The organism is Geothrix rubra (assembly GCF_030268065.1).
Taxonomy (GTDB): Bacteria; Acidobacteriota; Holophagae; order Holophagales; family Holophagaceae; genus Geothrix; species Geothrix rubra.
Genome location: NZ_BSDD01000002.1, coordinates 263,440 through 279,369, shown reverse-complemented (window position 1 = coordinate 279,369; position 15,930 = coordinate 263,440). Strand labels below are relative to the sequence as shown.

Here is a 15,930-nt window from a genome sequence, read left to right as displayed (position 1 = left end):
GGACGGTCCTCAGAAGTGGGCATCCAGGGCCTCGCACCAGAAGTGGTAGGTCATCTGGTGGACTTCCTGGATCCGGGCCGTGACGGGGGAGGGGACCACCAGGGCGTCGTCCACCAGGGCCTTCAGCTTGCCGCCGTCCCGGCCCAGCAGGCCCAGGGTCCGCATCCCGAGGGCCTTGGCCGCTTCCACGGCGAGGATGACGTTGGGGCTGTTGCCGGAGGTGGAGATGCCGATCAGGAGGTCGCCGGGGCGGCCGATGGCCTCCACCTGACGGGAGAAGATCTGCTCGAAGCCATAGTCATTGCCGATGGCCGTGAGGGCGGAGGTGTCCGTGGTGAGGGCGATGCCGGCCAGGGCCCGGCGCTCCTTGAGGTAGCGCCCGCTGAGCTCGGCCGCCAGGTGCTGGGCATCGGCCGCACTGCCGCCGTTGCCGCAGACGAGGATCCGGCAGCCCCGGCGGAGCCGCTCGGCCATGTCGTCGGCCTGGCGGAGGATGTGGTCCAGTTCCGCGTCGAAGAAGGCCCGCTTCAGGTCGATGGCGGCCTGGACCTGCTGGAGGAGGCTCTGTTTCATGGGTGGGATTGTGACAGGAATTTCGATCCACAAGCCCGCGGGGGGATGGCAGACTGCGGAAGCCACTGCCCCCGAACGAGGTCCTGTCCCCATGGAATGGATCGCCACGAAACACGCCCTGATGGCCCACCTGCCCGTGGCCGCCGGCCTGCTCCTGCCCCTGGCCCTCATCGCGGCGCTGCGCCCGGGGCGGGGCAACCGGCCCTGGTGGATCGCCTGCCGCTACCTCGGCTGGGCGGGGCTCCTCGGCCTCCTGGCCTCCCTCGCGAGCGGCTGGGCCGAGGCCCGCGTCCAGGGCCTCCTGCCCCCGGGACGCCTGCTGCCGCTTCCCGGTTCGGGCCTGCCTCCCGAACTCGCCCGGCACGTGCTGTGGGCGGCGGCGGGTCTGCCGGTGGCCTTCCTCGCCCTGTGGGCCATGCACCGCCCCCGGAAGGAACACCAGGGCTTCGGCTTCCTGCCCCTCCTCTTCGGGCTCATCTGGGCCGTCATCGCCCTCTACACCGGTCGCATGGGGCACGGCCTGGTCCGTCCGTCCGCCCCCCGCCCCGCGTCGGCGCCTGTGCCCCAGGCCGTCGTGCCACCGCCGGTGGATCCGGAAGCCAAGGTCCCCGTGCGGGCGCTGGACTACGCGGCCCTCGTGCCCATCCAGGCCGAGCCCCTGAAGTCGCCGGTCCATGGTGGACGCTGGATCCGGGTGTGGGTGAGCGAAGGCGCGGTGGAGGCCTACCGGGCCGGCGGTCCGCTCCCTCCCGGCGCCCTGGTGGTCATGAGCACCGTGGAGGACCGCTGGGGCCGTCCCGGGCCTGATCCGGGTCCGCTCTACGCCCTGGAGATGAAGGACGGCCGGCCGCGCCTCACCTTCTACTGGGCGCGGGTGCCCGCCGACCGGCAGGCCGAGACCGGCGGCGAGGCCCGGGTCTACTGGCGGAGCCCCGACGCGCACCTCGAGTCCTGTCTTGGGTGCCATGCGGCCGGCCTGGCTGATCCCGCCCGGCGCAGCCGCGCGCGCACGCCCCGGAAGGCCGCCGGGGCGCCCGCGAGTCCGGCGGGGACGCCGCAGGAATGAGAAGGGCCGGTCGAGGACCGGCCCTTCTGCCTTGGTGTGCTCCGGATCAGTCGATGGTGAACTCGCCCGTGTCGATGATGGTGATCTCGGCATTGAGGTAGGCCACGTTGTAGCCCCGGTCCTTCAGGATGTTGTAGGCCATCTCGGCCCGGGCCCCGGTGCCGCAGTGCACGAGGATCCGCCGGTCCCTGGGGAGCTCGGCCAGGCGGGATTCGAGCTGGTCCTGGGGGGCGTTGAGGGCACCCTTGATCATGCCGGCCTTGGCTTCCTCTGGGCTGCGGACGTCGAGGATGAGGATCTCCTTCCGGGCCTCGGGGGCGAGGCTGGCGAGGCGGGTGAACTCGGCCACGGAGACGGCGCCGGGCCGGAGCTTGGGCACGTAGGCCACCTGCGTGGCGGGGGCGCCGGTCTCCACGGGAAGCGCGGCGGCCTGCCAGCCCTTGATGCCCCCGGTGAGGATGTTCACACCCGGGTAGCCGGCCTTGACGATCTCCAGGGCCGCGGCGCGGGCGGCCTGGCCGCCCTCGGCGTCCACCACCAGGACCGGCGGCTTCAGCTTGGCGGCGGGGAAGCCGTTGGCGAGCAGGTCCTTCAGGCCGGCGGGAGCCACGCTGACGGAGCCCTTGATGAAGCCCTGGCGCGCCTCGGCGAGGGGACGGACATCGAGGACGATGGCCGGGATGTCCTTGTCGAGGAAGGCCTCCTTGAAGGACGCGGGCGAGACCACACCGTAGTGCTTCGCGTACCAGGCGGGCATGCCGTCCACGTAGACCTTGGCATTCGTGTAGCCCAGCTTGCGGGCCTTGGCGAGCGAACTGGGGCTCATGTTGCAGGTCTTCCCGTTGCAGAAGAAGATCACCAGCGCGGCCTTGTCCGCCGGCAGCTTGCCCACGTTCTTGTCGAAGGCCGGGAAGGGGAGGTTCACGGCGGTGGGGATGCTGCCTTCGTTGAAGCGCACCGGCGGCCGAGAATCGAAGAGGAAGTAGTTCCCCTTCTCGGGCCCGAGGGCCACCAGCCGCTGGACCTCCTCGGTGGACACCATGTCCGCCGCGGCCAGCTTGACGGGCGGCTTGACGGAGATGAGGGTGGCGGTCTTCACGCCGTCCTTCTCCGTGAATTCCACGCGGACTTCGTGACCCTTCTTGATGGCCTTGAGGGCGGCCTCGGGGCTGTCGGCCTTCTCCTCCGAGACGACCTTGAGGCCGGCCTTGTCGTAGCGCAGGACCTCGGTGGCCTCGTCGAGCTTCAGCTGGAAGGAGCCGGTCTTCACCACCACGTTGTCCAGGTAGCCGCGGAGGTTTCCCGGCGCCGTGGTGTGGCAGGTGGTGCAGATCTTTGCGGAGACCGGGCGCGGCGCGTCGGCGGACAGGACCGTGGCCGTGACCACGGCCAGGGGGATGAGCAATCGGGGATTCATGGCGGCTCCTCAGGTGGTGGGGTGAGGAGAGTGTCCGCATTGGTTACTGCCTGATCAAGAAATGTGTGATGTCGGTCTACGGACAGTCTGGTGGCCGCTTTTTTGCGGTCGACCCCATGTGGCGTGCGACCTGGAAGTTAGGTCCTTTGAGGAGATTGCGGCTCAGGTGGGGTCTCCGCGGCAGGCGCCTTCACGCCTCGGGCGCGAAGACCTCTCGGGGCTTCCCGGCCCCGCGGTCGGGTCCGACGATCCCCTCCTCCTCCATCCGGTCGATGAGGCGGGCGGCGCGGCCGTAGCCGAGGTTCAGCTTGCGCTGCAGGAGGCTGGTGCTGGCCTTGCGCTCCCGCTTGACCACGGCCACGGCGCGGTCGTAGATGTCGTCCCCGCCACCGGCGTCGCCCTCGTCGAGGAGGGCCGTCTCCTCCTCCGTCTCCATGGCGCTGATGAGGGCCTGGTTGTAGTCGGGCCGGCCCCGCTCGCGGAGCCAGGTGACGAGCCGCAGGGTCTCCTCCTCCGTGAGGAACGGCGCGTGGATGCGCTTGGGATGGCTGGCCCCGTTGGGAAGGAACAGGGCGTCGCCCGCCCCGAGGAGCTGCTCGCCGCCGCCGGCATCCAGGATGGTGCGGCTGTCGATCTTGGTGCGGACGCGATAGCTGAGGCGGCTGGGGAGGTTCGCCTTGATGACGCCCGTGACCACGTCCACGCTGGGCCGCTGGGTGGCCAGGATGAGGTGGATGCCCACGGCCCGGGCCTTCTGGGCGATGCGGGCGATGCTGTCCTCCACTTCGCTGCGGGCCACCATCATCAGGTCCGCCAGCTCGTCGATGACCACCAGCACATGGGGCAGGGGCTCCAGCACCGCGGGCCGGTCCGGCCAGCGCGGGTTCGGCGTGCGCTCGGAGATGTCCAGGTGGCCGCCGGCATCGGCGATCTTGGCGTTGAAGCTCTTCAGGTCGCGCACGGAGAGCAGGGCCAGCCGCCGGTAGCGGTCCTCCATCTGGGCCACGACCCATTTCAGGACGCGGCCCGCCTCCTTCATGTCCGTCACCACCGGGGCCCAGAGGTGCGGGATGTCCTCGTAGACGCCCAGCTCCACCATCTTCGGGTCCACGAGGATGAGCTTCACCTCCTCGGGCAGGGCCCGCACGAGGATGGAGCAGATCATGGCGTTCACGCCCACGCTCTTGCCGCTGCCGGTGCTGCCGCCGATGAGGAGGTGGGGCATCTTGTTCAGGTCGGCCACCACGGGATGTCCCGCGATGTCCTTGCCGAGCGCCAGGGCCAGCAGGCCCGGGGCCTCGCGGAAGGCGGGGCTGTCGATGACCTCGCGGAAGGTGATGATCTCCCGCACGGGGTTGGGCACCTCGATGCCCACCAGGTTCTTGCCGGGGATGCGGTCCATGCGCACGGCCTCGGCCTGGAGGGCGAGGGCCAGGTCCTCCTCCATGCCCAGGATGCGGGAGAGGGGGATGCCGGCATCCGGCTGGAATTCGAAGACCGTGACCACCGGACCGGGCTGCATGCCCGTCACGGAGCCCTTGATCTTGAATTCGGACAGCTTCTGTCCAATGCGTTCCTTGATGCCCGTGAGCAGGGCCGGATCGAGGCGGGCGTGGGGGGCCGGCGGATCGAAGAGCCTGCGGGGGGGCAGCGTCTCCCGCTCGACGGGGGCGGGCGCCTTGGGCTCGGGCCGTGGCTCGGGCAGCGTCGGCAGAGGGCGCGACGGGGTGGGCTCCGTGAGGGGCAGGGGCATCTGCACGATCTCGCGGCCGAAGCGGTCCTTGGCCACCTGGGCCTTCGCCACGGTGGGCTTCGGCGGCAGGGGCGGCGGGGCCTGGGCCAGGAGCTTCGTCCGGAAGCCGCCCTCCTGGGAAACGGGACGGGGCGGATCCAGGGGCACCCCCTCGAGCACCGCCGCGTCCAGGTTCATGGAGTGGATGGTCGGGAGGAGGTCCTCCGCCCGGATGCGGGGCTGCTTCTTCCGGATCTCGGCCGTCTCCAGCTCGGCCCGCAGGAGCGCCTCGCGCTGGTCCTCCAGGTCCTGCTGGCGGGCCGCCAGGGCCTGCAGGGCCACGGCGTCGCTGGCGTCCAGCTCCGGCTGGTCGGGATTCCGCCACCGGAGGAAGGGGCGCCGCACCATGGCGATGAAGCCCTGGATGCCCCGGGCGGGCATGGGCCGCAGCCAGGGCCAGGCCCGCTCGCCGAACCAGCGGACCAGCAGGCGGCCCAGCGCGCGAGTGAGGGCCGGGGCGAGCACGAGGGCGCATACGACGAAGAGGAGGGCGAGCACCAGCGGCAGCCCCACGGGGCCCAGCACGCGGCGCTGGGCGGGCCACAGCATGCTGCCCAGCCACCCGCCCCAGCGCAGCTCCAGGGAACCGCCGGCGCCGTCCTGCCACACCCGGGAGCCGAAGCCGCCGAGGGCGGTCCAGAGGCCCAGGGCGAGGGCCAGCCAGGCGATCCGCCGGGGCCAGCGCCGGCCCTCGTGGGGCCAGGCCTCCCAGAGCAGGTACGGGGGCACCACCCAGGCGCCCAGGCCCGCCAGGGTCTGGAGGAGACCGGCCAGCATGGCGCCGAGGGTGCCGCAGAGGTTGTGGACGGCGGCCACCGCGCCGCCCTGCGCGAAGGGGTGCGGGTCCAGGGGGTAGTAGCTGGCGAGGGAGAGGATCAGCACCAGGGCCGTGAAGGCCCCCAGCGCCCGAAGCACCCACCGGCCCACGCCCTCCAATCCGCCTCCGCGATGATCTGGCACCAGTGTAGCTCAGCGCGCCGCGGAGGCCCTGGGCCCCGGGGCCGTGGCGGCGAGGAGCGCCAGGCGCGGGTGGGGATCCCAGGCGGGCTTGCCCAGTTCGCGGAGGAAGGTGCTGGCGTTGACGAAGGTCCAGCCCTCGGCCCGGGCCCGGTCCATGAAGGCCCCGAGGCCGGCCGCGGGGCGGTCCCCTTCCACCCGCTCCGATCCCAGGTGCATGAGGACGATGAGGCCGTCCCCGTCGCGGCTGAGCCGCTGGTGGAGCCGCTGGAGGATGGCCGTGCCGCTGCGGTAGAGGCGCCGTTCCTTGGCCGTGGCCCAGTCGAGGGTGTCGGCCCCTTCGCTCCAGCCCACGTGGCGGTACCCAAGCTCCTCGGCCCACCGGCGGATCTCCGGCGTCTGTTCCCCGTAGGGGGCGCGCCACCAGGGATCCATGGGGCGCCCGAGCACCTTCACCAGCTCCGCGTCGGCATCCAGCAGCTCCTTCTGCACGCGGGCCTTGGTCCAGGCCGGATCACGCCGCATGCCCGGGGCGAAGTGGGGATGGTCCAGGGTGTGGTTGCCGATCTCGTGGCCCTCGGCGGCCATGCGCCGCACGAGGTCGGGGTAGCGCCGGATGAAGGCGCCCGTGAGGAAGAAGGTGGTGTGCACCCCGCGGGTCTTCAGGGTGTCCAGGACCTCGGTGGCCACCTCGGCGCTGGAGCCGCCGTCGAAGCTCAGCAGCAGCTGCTTCCGGCCCACGGGCCCGCGCGTGAGGTTCAGGGCCTCGCCCTCCCCGGGCCAGCGGGGCAGGGCTCCGGGAGGCAGGGGGTGCGAGGGGCCCGGGGCGGAGGGCTGCAGGTCCCTCCAGGCCGGCTTCGGGGGGGCGGCGGGGGCCGCCTCCAGCGGCGCCAGCAGGGGTGCGGAGGGCCGGGCGGGAAGGGGCCGGGGCGCAGGCACGGCGGCCGGGCGGGCATGGGTGGCGGAAGGGGACGTCGTGGGCCTCGACGCCGGGGGCGCTGGCGCGGGCGGCCTGGGTGCAGGCGGGGCCGGCGCGGGACGGGGTGGCGGGGGGGCGGCCTTCCGGGTGGTGAAGTCGAAGCGGGCCAGGACGCGGCCCGAGGCGGTGCGCAGCACGGCCGTCTCGCCCTCGGGCGGCCGGTAGAGCTCCCAGCGCACGGGGCCCGCCTCGGCGTAGCGGGTCTCCCGGATGGAGCGCCCCTCGAGGATCAGGTCCGTGGGCTCTGGGACCTCACCCTCGATGACCGCCAGCCCGCCCAGGGGATGCCAGGTCCAGGGCGCAAGTGCCGTGGCGGCGGGCGTCCCCGGACCCTTCCCGGCCGGCGCCGGCGCCTCCGTCCGGCCGCAGGCCAGGAGGGCCAGCAGGACCGCGGCGACTCCGGTCGAGCGGGCGGCGGGGCGCCTCACTGCGCGTTCCCGGCGCGGCACAGGGCCCAGTAGTTGGCCTTCTCGCGGACCTTCACGGCCCGCGCATCGAGGCCCGCCCCCCGGAGGTGCTCCAGGGCGCGCTGGGCCAGCAGTTCCGCCGTGGGGTTGCGCCCGGCCAGGGCCGGCAGGTCATTCAGCAGGTGGTAGTCCACCTCCGCCACCCAGGCGTCCAGGGCGGCGGCGAAGGCCCCCTCCTCCGCTTCCGAAGCCAGGGCGGCCGTGGCCTCCAGCTCCCAGTTGTGGCCATGGCGCGCCTCGACGAAGCCCGGCAGGTCGTGGAAGTGGTCGGCCACGAAGCGGCGGCGGAGGGCGAGGGTGAAGGCCATGTCTGAGTATAGCTGCGGGCTACCGGCTGTCGGCGTCCAGCTCGGCCCGGAGATCCTCGAGGTACCGGAGGAGGGTGGCGTGACGGGCCTGGGCCCGGCGGCGGCCGGCGGGGGTGCGCATGGCGGCGGCCAGCTTCAGGAGCTTCCGCTCGAAGTGGTCCAGGCTCCAGGCCTTGTCGTCCAGGTCGCGGCCTTCGCCCCAGGGATCCTCCGGATGCCAGAGGCCCGCGCCGAAGCTGGCCCCCGTGGCGAAGACCCGGGCGATGCCGATGGCGCCGAGGGCCTCCAGGCGGTCGGCGTCCTGGACCACCTCGGCCTCCAGGCTGGCGGGCGCCTCGCCGCCGCTCCAGCTATGGCTGGCCACCGCCGCGGCCACGGCTTCCGCCTTGGCCTCCAGCCCCGGCGTCTCCCGGCACCACGCGGGCACCAGGTCCGCCGCCAGGCGGGCCGTGAGGGGCGATTCCGGATGGTTCTTGGGGCGGTAGACCAGGTCGTGCAGCAGGGCCGCGGCCACGCAGACGTCGCGGTCCGCGCCCTCCTCCGCGGCGAGACGGTCCGCCAGCCGGGCCACGCGGAGGATGTGGCCCAGGTCGTGGGCCGCGTCCCGGGGGAAGGGTTCGGCCGCCAGGTGGGCGCGGAGGCGCGCCAGCAGCGGGGCCATCCAGGGACGGGCGTCGGGAGTCGGCATCCTTCCAGGCTAGGGGAGACCCGCGGACGGTGCAAAGGCATGGCATTCCCGCCGGGCCATTGCCGTATCCTGGGCCTCCCACGGGGGACCCATGCGGATCTGGACCACATTCCTGCTCAGCCTGATGGTGGCGGTCGGCGCCTGGGCGCAGAAGGCGGACCCGTCCTTCGACCCCGTGAAGAGCGTGAGCCTGGGCTTCCAGGGCGGCGCCGTGGTCCTGTCCGCCCCCCCGGGCGCACACCTGAAGTCGGCCTTCATGGCGGTGGAGAAGCAGGGCGGACCGGGCTCCCTGAAGGTGGGCAAGCTCCCGCCGGGGGACGCCAAGGATGAGATCGGCGATCCGGTGTGGCACGGGACCGTGCGCATCCCCGTGAGCGGTACCGGTCTCGCCGGCACCGTGGCCCTGGCGGTGACCTACCAGCCCTGCACCGAAGGGGAGGGCGGCGTCTGCTACCCGCCCACCACGCGCACCCTCCAGGTGAAGGCGGCGGAGATTCCGGCGGAGAAGGGGGCGGAGAAACCCGCGGTTTCCCCGGTCGCGGAAACCAAGGCGGAATCGAAGCCGGAAGCGAAGGTCGAGGCCCCGGCGGCGGCTTCATCTGCGCCCCCGCCGGCCGTGCCCGCGCCGGCGCCGGAGTCCAGCCTCCTCTGGTCCTTCCTCCTCATGTTCCTGGCAGGCCTCGGCGCCTCGCTGACGCCCTGCGTGTATCCCATGATCCCCATCACCATGGCCATCATCGGGGCCAAGGGCGGCGGGAAGGCCAAGGGCTTCGTGCTGTCCCTGGCGCTGGTGCTGGGCATGGCCGTGACCTACACGACCCTGGGCGTGGTGGCCGCCAAGAGCGGCGCGGCCTTCGGGGCCTTCGCGCAGAAGCCGTCGTTTCTCATCCCCGTGTCCCTGGTCTTTGCGGTGTTCGCCCTGTCCCTCTTCGGGGCCTTCGAGATCCGGCTGCCCGCGGGGCTGGCGGCGAAGCTCCAGGGCGACGGCTCACGGTCGGGCCTGGGCGGCGCCTTCGTCATGGGCCTGGTGCTGGGGCCCCTCTCCGCGCCCTGCGTGGGCCCCATCGTGGGCTCGGTGCTGGTGGGCATCGCCCAGCACGGGCAGGTGTGGCTGGGCGCCTCCCAGCTCTTCGTGTTCTCCCTGGGCATGGGCGTGCTCTTCCTGGCCGTGGGCACCTTCAGCGCGGGCCTGCCCCGCAGCGGCGACTGGCTGACCCGCCTCAAGCAGGGGATGGGCCTCGTGGTGCTGGGCTTCGCGGCCTGGAATGTGCGCCTGCTGGTGCCCGACTGGGTCAACGCGGCCATGTGGTCCGGGGTGCTGCTGGTGGGTGCGGGGGTGTTCGGCGCCTTCGAAGCCGTGGAAGGCCTGGTGCCTTCGCTGCGCCGCGCGGCGGGACTGCTGTTCCTTGTGCTCGGCCTGCTGCTGGGCGTGAAGGCCGTGGAGGCGGGGCTGGACGTGCACCTGCTCCCGCAGGGCGGCACGGTGGCCGCGCCGGCGCCGGCCGCCGGCCCCTGGCTGGAGAACGACTTCGAGGGCGCCCTCGCGAAGGCCAAGGCGGAGCAGAAGCTGGTGCTGGTGGACACCTACGCTCAGTGGTGCGCCCAGTGCAAGGAGCTGGACGAGAAGACCTGGCCCGATCCCGCCGTGCAGGCCTGGATCCGCGACCATGCGGTGGCGGTGCGGATCGACACGGACAAGGTGCGCCCCGACCTCGCCACGAAGCTGCGCATCCAGAGCTACCCCACCGTGCTGCTGCTGGACGCGGAGGGCCGCGAAGTCCGCCGCAGCCTGGGTTTCCAGAAGCCGATGGCCATGCTGGCCTGGCTCGATGGCAAATGAGTAGGGCCCGCGTCCGCGGGCCCTACCTGAATTCGCGCAGCGAATTCAGCCGTGTGCGTCACTTCCCCAGGAACTTCGCCAGGGTCTTCTCCAGCTCCTCGCCGCGGAGCTGGGCGCCGGAGGCCACAATGACGCCCTCGGGATTGATGAGCAGGGGCTTGGGGATGCCCTTCACGCCATAGGCCTGGGCCACGGGGGCGTTGAACCCGCCCTCCACGAAGGCGTGGTCCCAGGGCATGGGGGTGGCGGCCTGCTTCCGGAAGGGGGCGATGTGCTCGACCTTGCGGTCGAAGGAGAGGGAGAGGATCTCGAAGTTCCGGCCCTTGAAGCGGGCCCAGGCCTGGTGAAGGTTGGGCATCTCGGCCCGGCAGGGGGGGCACCAGGTGGCCCAGAAGTCGATGAGCAGGTACTTGCCCTTGAAGCTGGCCAGGGTGTAGGTGGTCTTCGGGTCGCCCAGGGCCGGGAGGCTGAAGGCGGGGGCGGGCCGGCCGAGGCCGGTCTTCAGCTCGCCCTCGCGGATGTCGGCGGCCTGCTTGGCCTCGCGGGTGCCGGGGAACTCCATCTGCAGCGTGTCGTAGGTGGGCTTCCAGGCGGCCTCGTCCTTGGCGTCCAGGCGGTCCCAGAAGTACTCGAAGAGCAAATAGCGCCGCACGGCGGGATCGGGGTGCTTGGTCCGGGCCTCGGTGAGGTAGGGGCCCCAGCCGGGGGCCTGCTCGTCGGCCAGGGCCTCGATGAGGCCGGGGTCCAGGCTCCAGGCGGCGGAGGTGGGGGGCACCTCCCTGCGGAGCTGGTCCAGCACGGCGGCGTCCGGCGTGACGCGCATGAGCTGCAGGTGGAGCAGGCGGCTCACCAGCAGGGCCTGCCGCACCTCCGGCCGGGTCTCCGTCTTCAGGCGGGTGTCCAGGTCGGCCAGTTCCCTGGCGCAATCGCCCTTGAAGTCCTTGCTGTTCCCGCCCGCCTTCATGAAGGCCGCGCGGGCCTCCATCACGGACTTGGCCTTGGCGCGGGCGGCATCGAGGATGGCCTGGGCCTCCGTGGCGGGCGAGACCGCGGGCGGGGGGGCCTGGAGGGCCGGCAGGGCGAGGAGGAGGGGGAGGGCGGGGGGCATGGTCACTCCGGGGAGACTCCCGGAAGGATACCTCGATAGATGAGGCGGCGGGGCGGGACGGTTCAGCGGCTCAATGGCCCGATCCGGCCTGGGGCGCAACCGGAACCGGCTGGGGGCGCTCCAGGATGGCCCGCTTCAGGGACTCGCCCACGAAGCCGTCCTTGTAGCCGATGTGGATCTGCGCCAGCCTGCCCTCCCGATCCACCACGAAGAGCACGGGGAGGGACCAGACCATGTCCATGAAGTTGGAGGGGCCCTCCTTGCCCAGGCCCGGTGTATAGACGGGCATGTGGCTGGTCTCGAAGAACTGCCGGTTCTTGATCATGAACTTGTGGATGGCGCGCCAGCCGCCCTCGATGCCGCCGCCGTCCTGCTGGTTCTCGTCGAAATTGACGGCCAGGATCTCGAACCCGTACTGGGCCCGCTTGGGGTAGAGGCTGGCGAATTCCATGAGCATCTTCGCCGAGGGGTCGCAGTGCACACTCCAGAGCCCGATCAGGACCACCTTGCCCCGGAGGCTCCCCAGGGAGACGCCCTTGGCCTTCTCGTCGTACGCGGCGAAGGCCGAGACGTCCTTGCGCGCGCCCTGGGGGAAATACTGCTCACCCTCCTGGTGGTAGAGCTTCGAGGAGGGATCGGCGCCGTTGACGCCGTACTGGCTGTGGTACTCCAGGTAGGTCTTGTCCTTCATCAGCCGTGGGCAGGTGGGCGCATCCGGCTTGTTCGCGTTGGTGAAGACACCCTGGGCGGAGAGCAGGCCGGTGGCCAGGGCCAGAAGGGGAAGAAGCGCGGATCGTCCCATGGGACCTCGGAGAATTGAGACTCACCCTACGTCAATCCGGACAGCAGGTCCAGCCCCTCCTCGGTACGGCTCAGGTACCAGGTGAGGGCCTGTCCGTCGACGAGGTGCACGGTGGCTTCCGGAAAGCGGCGCTGCAGCTCGGCGGCATGGCGGCGGTTGAAGCGGTACGGCTCCGTGGGCAGGAGGACCACCTGGGGGGCCAGGGCCTCGAGGGTGGCCTCCTCCAGCACGGGGTACCCGTCCGGGCCGATCGGCGCGAGGCCCGCGGTGCGGACCAGGTCGCCCAGGTAGGTGTCGGGCCCGGCACTCATCCAGGGATCCTTCCAGATGAGGGCGAGGGTCCGCGGACCCTTCCGCCGGCGGCCCTTCAGCCGGGCCTCCAGGGCGGCGGCACGGGCCTCGCCGGCCTCCGCCGCGCCCACGGCGAGGCCCAGGCGCCTCAGCTCGGCGGCGGCGCCCTTCAGGGTCCGGACCTCCAGGGCCAGCCAGGGGATGCCCAGGGCCGTCAGGGCCTCCGCGGCGGATTTCGGGTTCTCGTCCTTCTCCAGGATCACGAGCTCCGGCGCCAGGTCGCGGATGCGGTCCAGGTCCGGATCCTTGGTGCCGCCCACCATGGGCACGGTGTTCCGGATCCACTTCGGCTCGATGCAGTACCGGGTGCGTCCCACCAGCCGCGCCGCCAGCCCCCACTGCACGAGCAGCTCCGTCACCGAGGGCACCAGGCTGACGATGCGCCTCGGCCCCCCGGCCGCCTGGGGGCCGAGGTCCGAGGCCCGGGGACTGAAGCCGGGGGGCTGGGACCGGTCCACGGCGAGCTTCACGCCCAGGTGGGGATCCTTGATCTTCCCCTGGCCGGCGGGGCAGAGGTCCCACAGGGGGCAGACGGCGCAGTCGGGGCGCCGGGCGTCGCAGGTGCGGCGGCCATGGAAGATGAGCTGGTGGTGCAGCTCGATCCAGTCCTCGCGGGGGAAGGTCCGGCAGAGGTCGGCCTCCACCTTCTCCGGCGTGGGTGCCTTCGAGAGGCCCAGCCGCCGGGCCACCCGGAAGATGTGGGTGTCCACGGCCAGGGCCGGCACGCCGAAGGCGTTGGCGAGGACCACGTTCGCGGTCTTCTGGCCCACGCCGGGCAGGGCCGCCAGCTCCGCGGGGTCCGAGGGCACGCGCCCCCCGTGGCGGGCCAGGAGGGCCTGGCCGAGGCCGATGAGGGCCTTCGCCTTGTTCCGGTAGAAGCCCGTGGACCTGACGAGGGCCTCGACCTCCGCCTGCCGCGCGGACGCCAGCGCCGCCGCGTCCGGAAAGCGGGCGAAGAGGGCCGGCGTCGTGAGGTTCACGCGGGCATCGGTGCACTGGGCGCTGAGGATGGTGGCGACGACGAGCTGGAAGGGGTCGGTGTGGTCCAGGGCGCATCTCGCGTCCGGGTACGCGGCGCGGAGCCGGGCCTGGAGGTCGGCGGCGGGGGACACGGCGGCGGATTTCGGACGACGCATGGACTCAGCATAGGCTGCCGGGCGCCCGGGCGGCCCGCCGGAGCCGGTAGAATGGGGACCGAGGTGCTCCATGCCGTCCACCCTCACCGGGAAGCTCGATTGCCAGGAAACCGCCCAGCACTACCTGCGGCTGGTGAAGTCGAACGTCGAGAAGCTGGGCTTCGCCCCGGGCCTGGGCGTGATCCTGGGCACCGACGATTCGGGCAGTGTCACCTACCAGCGCTGGCTCATGAAGGACTGCGAGGACCTGGGCATCGCCGCGGCGGACCTCCGCGTGCAGAACGGCATGCAGCTGGTGAAGCTCCTGGCGCGCCTCAACCAGGACGAGAAGACGCACGGGGTCTTCATCTTCTACCCCCTGCGCTACCCCGAGATCAAGGATGACGAGGTGATGGACCTGGTGGATCCCGGCAAGGACATCGAGGGCCTCCACGCCATCAACATCGGGTTCCTGAACAAGTACCGGAAGCGCCTGGACGACGGCTCCCAGCACCGCTGCATGACGCCCTGCACGGCCCGGGCCATCGTGAAGACCCTCAAGCGGGGCTTCGGCGATGCCTGGCTGGCCGGGAAGACCGTGCTCGTCATCAACGACAGCCTCCGCATCGGCCGGCCCCTCACGGCCATGGTGGCCAACCTCAAGGCCACGCCGATCCTCTGCCACGCGAACACGAACAAGGACCACCTGGAGGGCTTCATCAAGATGGCCGATGTCATCGTGAGCGCCGTGCCGGCCCCGGGGTACCAGATCCGGACGGACTGGATCAAGGACGGCGCCCTCTGCTTCGACCTGAGCGGCGACGGCAACTTCGACTACGAGGCCCTGGACCGGCGCGGGATCCTCTACACCGACACCACCAAGAACAGCGTGGGCAAGGTCACCCGGGCCATGGCCCTCCTGAACCTCACCTACGCGGCCGGGGTGGAATAAGCCGGGGCCCGGCCATTACCGGCGGCCCTTCCACTCTCCCGCCAGCAGACCGTACACGGCGTGGTCCACGAAGCGGTCGTTCACCCACTCGGCCTGGCGGAGGGTGCCTTCGCGGCGGAAGCCCAGGCGCTCGGGGATGGCGCGGCTGCGGCGGTTGCGGATGCCGGCGCGGATCTCGATGCGGTTCAGCCCCAGGGTGCGGAAGCCGTGGCGCAGGAGGGCCGAGACGGCGGCGGTCATGAGGCCGCGGCCCTCCGCCTCCCGGGCCAGCCAGTACCCGAGGGCCCCGCTGCGGTTGGGCTGGTCGATCCAGATGAAGCCGGCCACGCCCACCAGACGGTCCCTCCACCAGAGGCCAAAGGACTGGCCGATGCCGGCCCGGGCCTGGGCCCGCATCCGCAGGATGTAGGCGCGGGAATCCTCCGGACCGCGGTTGGCGTCGGGCCAGGGCAGCCAGCGGCGGAGACGGGCACGGTCGGCGTCCACCTGCGCGAACAGGGCCCGCGCATCCGCGAGGCGGAGGGGGCGCAGCTCCAGGCCGCGCCCGGCCTTCAGCACCTCGTACGCCATCAGTGCCCCGCGGGGTCCTGCAGGGCCGCGGCCCGCCCCGCCCGCCAGAGGATCAGGAGCTGGTCCAGCAGCTCGCCGAAGCGGTCGAGGTGCATGGCATTGGGGCCGTCGCTGAGGGCCTTCTCCGGACAGTCGTGCACCTCGAAGAAGAAGCCGTCCACCGCCGTGGCCGCGGCGCGGGCCAGCGTGGGGATCATCTCCCGGGCGCCGCCGGTGGCGTGGCCCAGGGCGCCGGGCTTCTGCACGCTGTGGGTGGCGTCGAAGACCACCGGGCAGCCCGTCTTGCGCAGGTGGGGGAAGGACTGGAAGTCCACCGCCAGGTTGCCGTAGCCGAAGCTGGAGCCCCGCTCGGTCACCCACACCGGCCCGTGGCCCTCCACGGATTTCAGCTTTTCGACGCCGTGCTTGAGGTCCCAGGGGGCGAGGAACTGGCCCTTCTTCAGGTTCACGGTCCGGCCCGTGGCGGCCGCGGCGAGGAGGAGATCCGTCTGCCGGCACAGGAAGGCGGGGATCTGGAGGACGTCCACGGCCTGCGCGGCCGGGGCGCACTGCTGGCTCTCATGCACGTCCGTGAGCACCGGGACGCCGTAGCGGCGGCGCACCTCGGCCAGGATGTCGAGGCCCTCGTCCATGCCCGGTCCGCGGGCGCTGTCGCGGCTGGTGCGGTTGGCCTTGTCGAAGCTGGACTTGTAGACGAAGGGGATGCCGCGGGCCTCCGCGAGGTCCCGGAGCTGGCCCGCCATGAAGTGGGCATGCTCCCGGCTCTCGATGACGCAGGGCCCCGCGATCAGGAAGAAGCTCTGGTCGGTGTAGGGGCGGGCGAAGTCCATGGACACCTCGGGACCCCATGGTACTCCGATCCGCCCCCGGCGCGGCCCCGATCCGCCTTGACGGGTTGTCGTGATTGTTGATCAGATGCCTTTCACAGTGTTGAATGGAAGGCAT

At 71.8% G+C, this 15,930-nt stretch carries 14 protein-coding genes; 3 read left to right on the top strand and 11 right to left on the bottom strand.

The genetic code is table 11. The annotated features are described in order from the left end of the window. Positions 1 to 9: 9 nt before the first annotated feature. Positions 10 to 573, bottom strand: a complete 564-nt coding sequence (gmhA, locus tag QSJ33_RS06050; protein WP_285723667.1) for a D-sedoheptulose 7-phosphate isomerase — start codon at positions 571 to 573, stop codon at positions 10 to 12. 91 nt (positions 574 to 664) lie between these two features. Between gmhA and QSJ33_RS06045 the strand changes: the two genes are divergently transcribed. Continuing rightward, positions 665 to 1,639, top strand: coding sequence for a hypothetical protein (locus tag QSJ33_RS06045; protein WP_285723666.1), 975 nt, complete (start codon positions 665 to 667; stop codon positions 1,637 to 1,639). 46 nt (positions 1,640 to 1,685) lie between these two features. On the opposite strand, the gene QSJ33_RS06040 is transcribed toward QSJ33_RS06045, so the two are convergent. The 5 genes from QSJ33_RS06040 to QSJ33_RS06020 form a co-directional block, all read right to left on the bottom strand. Further along, positions 1,686 to 3,056, bottom strand: a complete 1,371-nt coding sequence (locus QSJ33_RS06040; RefSeq protein WP_285723665.1) for a rhodanese-like domain-containing protein — start codon at positions 3,054 to 3,056, stop codon at positions 1,686 to 1,688. A gap of 190 nt (positions 3,057 to 3,246) precedes the next feature. Further along, positions 3,247 to 5,775: a DNA translocase FtsK gene (locus tag QSJ33_RS06035; RefSeq protein ID WP_285723664.1), complete on the bottom strand. Its 2,529-nt coding sequence runs from the start codon at positions 5,773 to 5,775 to the stop codon at positions 3,247 to 3,249. 42 nt (positions 5,776 to 5,817) lie between these two features. After that, complete coding sequence (locus QSJ33_RS06030) at positions 5,818 to 7,212, bottom strand: polysaccharide deacetylase family protein (RefSeq protein ID WP_285723663.1); 1,395 nt, start codon at positions 7,210 to 7,212, stop codon at positions 5,818 to 5,820. Beyond that, a complete protein-coding gene (locus tag QSJ33_RS06025; RefSeq protein WP_285723662.1) occupies positions 7,209 to 7,559 on the bottom strand; it encodes a 6-pyruvoyl trahydropterin synthase family protein in 351 nt (116 codons plus the stop codon). Before QSJ33_RS06025 ends, QSJ33_RS06030 begins: the two co-directional genes overlap by 4 nt. A gap of 19 nt (positions 7,560 to 7,578) precedes the next feature. After that, positions 7,579 to 8,247: an HD domain-containing protein gene (locus QSJ33_RS06020; RefSeq protein WP_285723661.1), complete on the bottom strand. Its 669-nt coding sequence runs from the start codon at positions 8,245 to 8,247 to the stop codon at positions 7,579 to 7,581. Between the two features lie 91 nt (positions 8,248 to 8,338). On the opposite strand from QSJ33_RS06020, the gene QSJ33_RS06015 reads away from it, so the two are divergent. Continuing rightward, positions 8,339 to 10,087: a protein-disulfide reductase DsbD family protein gene (locus tag QSJ33_RS06015; RefSeq protein ID WP_285723660.1), complete on the top strand. Its 1,749-nt coding sequence runs from the start codon at positions 8,339 to 8,341 to the stop codon at positions 10,085 to 10,087. Between the two features lie 58 nt (positions 10,088 to 10,145). Here QSJ33_RS06015 and QSJ33_RS06010 read toward each other — a convergent pair whose 3' ends face one another. From QSJ33_RS06010 to nth, 3 genes are all read right to left on the bottom strand, one after another. Then, complete coding sequence (locus tag QSJ33_RS06010; protein WP_285723659.1) at positions 10,146 to 11,195, bottom strand: TlpA family protein disulfide reductase; 1,050 nt, start codon at positions 11,193 to 11,195, stop codon at positions 10,146 to 10,148. A gap of 70 nt (positions 11,196 to 11,265) precedes the next feature. After that, positions 11,266 to 11,997, bottom strand: a complete 732-nt coding sequence (locus QSJ33_RS06005) for a TlpA disulfide reductase family protein (RefSeq protein WP_285723658.1) — start codon at positions 11,995 to 11,997, stop codon at positions 11,266 to 11,268. A gap of 26 nt (positions 11,998 to 12,023) precedes the next feature. Next, positions 12,024 to 13,484, bottom strand: coding sequence for an endonuclease III (gene nth / locus QSJ33_RS06000; RefSeq protein WP_285723657.1), 1,461 nt, complete (start codon positions 13,482 to 13,484; stop codon positions 12,024 to 12,026). A gap of 70 nt (positions 13,485 to 13,554) precedes the next feature. Here nth and QSJ33_RS05995 point away from each other — a divergent pair, with 70 nt between their 5' ends. After that, a complete protein-coding gene (locus QSJ33_RS05995; protein ID WP_285723656.1) occupies positions 13,555 to 14,415 on the top strand; it encodes a bifunctional 5,10-methylenetetrahydrofolate dehydrogenase/5,10-methenyltetrahydrofolate cyclohydrolase in 861 nt (286 codons plus the stop codon). 15 nt (positions 14,416 to 14,430) lie between these two features. Here the strand turns inward: QSJ33_RS05995 and QSJ33_RS05990 are convergent, their stop codons facing one another. Together QSJ33_RS05990 and kdsA are read right to left on the bottom strand one after the other, a co-directional pair. Next, complete coding sequence (locus QSJ33_RS05990; RefSeq protein WP_285723655.1) at positions 14,431 to 14,985, bottom strand: GNAT family N-acetyltransferase; 555 nt, start codon at positions 14,983 to 14,985, stop codon at positions 14,431 to 14,433. Next, positions 14,985 to 15,815 (bottom strand): 3-deoxy-8-phosphooctulonate synthase, encoded by an 831-nt coding sequence (gene kdsA, locus QSJ33_RS05985; protein ID WP_285723654.1) that lies wholly within the window; start codon positions 15,813 to 15,815, stop codon positions 14,985 to 14,987. Before kdsA ends, QSJ33_RS05990 begins: the two co-directional genes overlap by 1 nt. Between the last annotated feature and the right edge of the window lie 115 nt (positions 15,816 to 15,930).

Bases quoted from the DNA above. Each gene is read 5' to 3' on its own strand.
- gmhA (WP_285723667.1), bottom strand. From the start codon at position 573: ATGAAACAGAGCCTCCTCCAGCAGGTCCAGGCCGCCATCGACCTGAAG.
- QSJ33_RS06045 (WP_285723666.1), top strand. From the start codon at position 665: ATGGAATGGATCGCCACGAAACACGCCCTGATGGCCCACCTGCCCGTG.
- QSJ33_RS06040 (WP_285723665.1), bottom strand. From the start codon at position 3,056: ATGAATCCCCGATTGCTCATCCCCCTGGCCGTGGTCACGGCCACGGTC.
- QSJ33_RS06025 (WP_285723662.1), bottom strand. From the start codon at position 7,559: ATGGCCTTCACCCTCGCCCTCCGCCGCCGCTTCGTGGCCGACCACTTC.
- QSJ33_RS06020 (WP_285723661.1), bottom strand. From the start codon at position 8,247: ATGCCGACTCCCGACGCCCGTCCCTGGATGGCCCCGCTGCTGGCGCGC.
- QSJ33_RS06015 (WP_285723660.1), top strand. From the start codon at position 8,339: ATGCGGATCTGGACCACATTCCTGCTCAGCCTGATGGTGGCGGTCGGC.
- QSJ33_RS06010 (WP_285723659.1), bottom strand. From the start codon at position 11,195: ATGCCCCCCGCCCTCCCCCTCCTCCTCGCCCTGCCGGCCCTCCAGGCC.
- QSJ33_RS06005 (WP_285723658.1), bottom strand. From the start codon at position 11,997: ATGGGACGATCCGCGCTTCTTCCCCTTCTGGCCCTGGCCACCGGCCTG.
- nth (WP_285723657.1), bottom strand. From the start codon at position 13,484: ATGCGTCGTCCGAAATCCGCCGCCGTGTCCCCCGCCGCCGACCTCCAG.
- QSJ33_RS05995 (WP_285723656.1), top strand. From the start codon at position 13,555: ATGCCGTCCACCCTCACCGGGAAGCTCGATTGCCAGGAAACCGCCCAG.
- QSJ33_RS05990 (WP_285723655.1), bottom strand. From the start codon at position 14,985: ATGGCGTACGAGGTGCTGAAGGCCGGGCGCGGCCTGGAGCTGCGCCCC.
- kdsA (WP_285723654.1), bottom strand. From the start codon at position 15,815: ATGGACTTCGCCCGCCCCTACACCGACCAGAGCTTCTTCCTGATCGCG.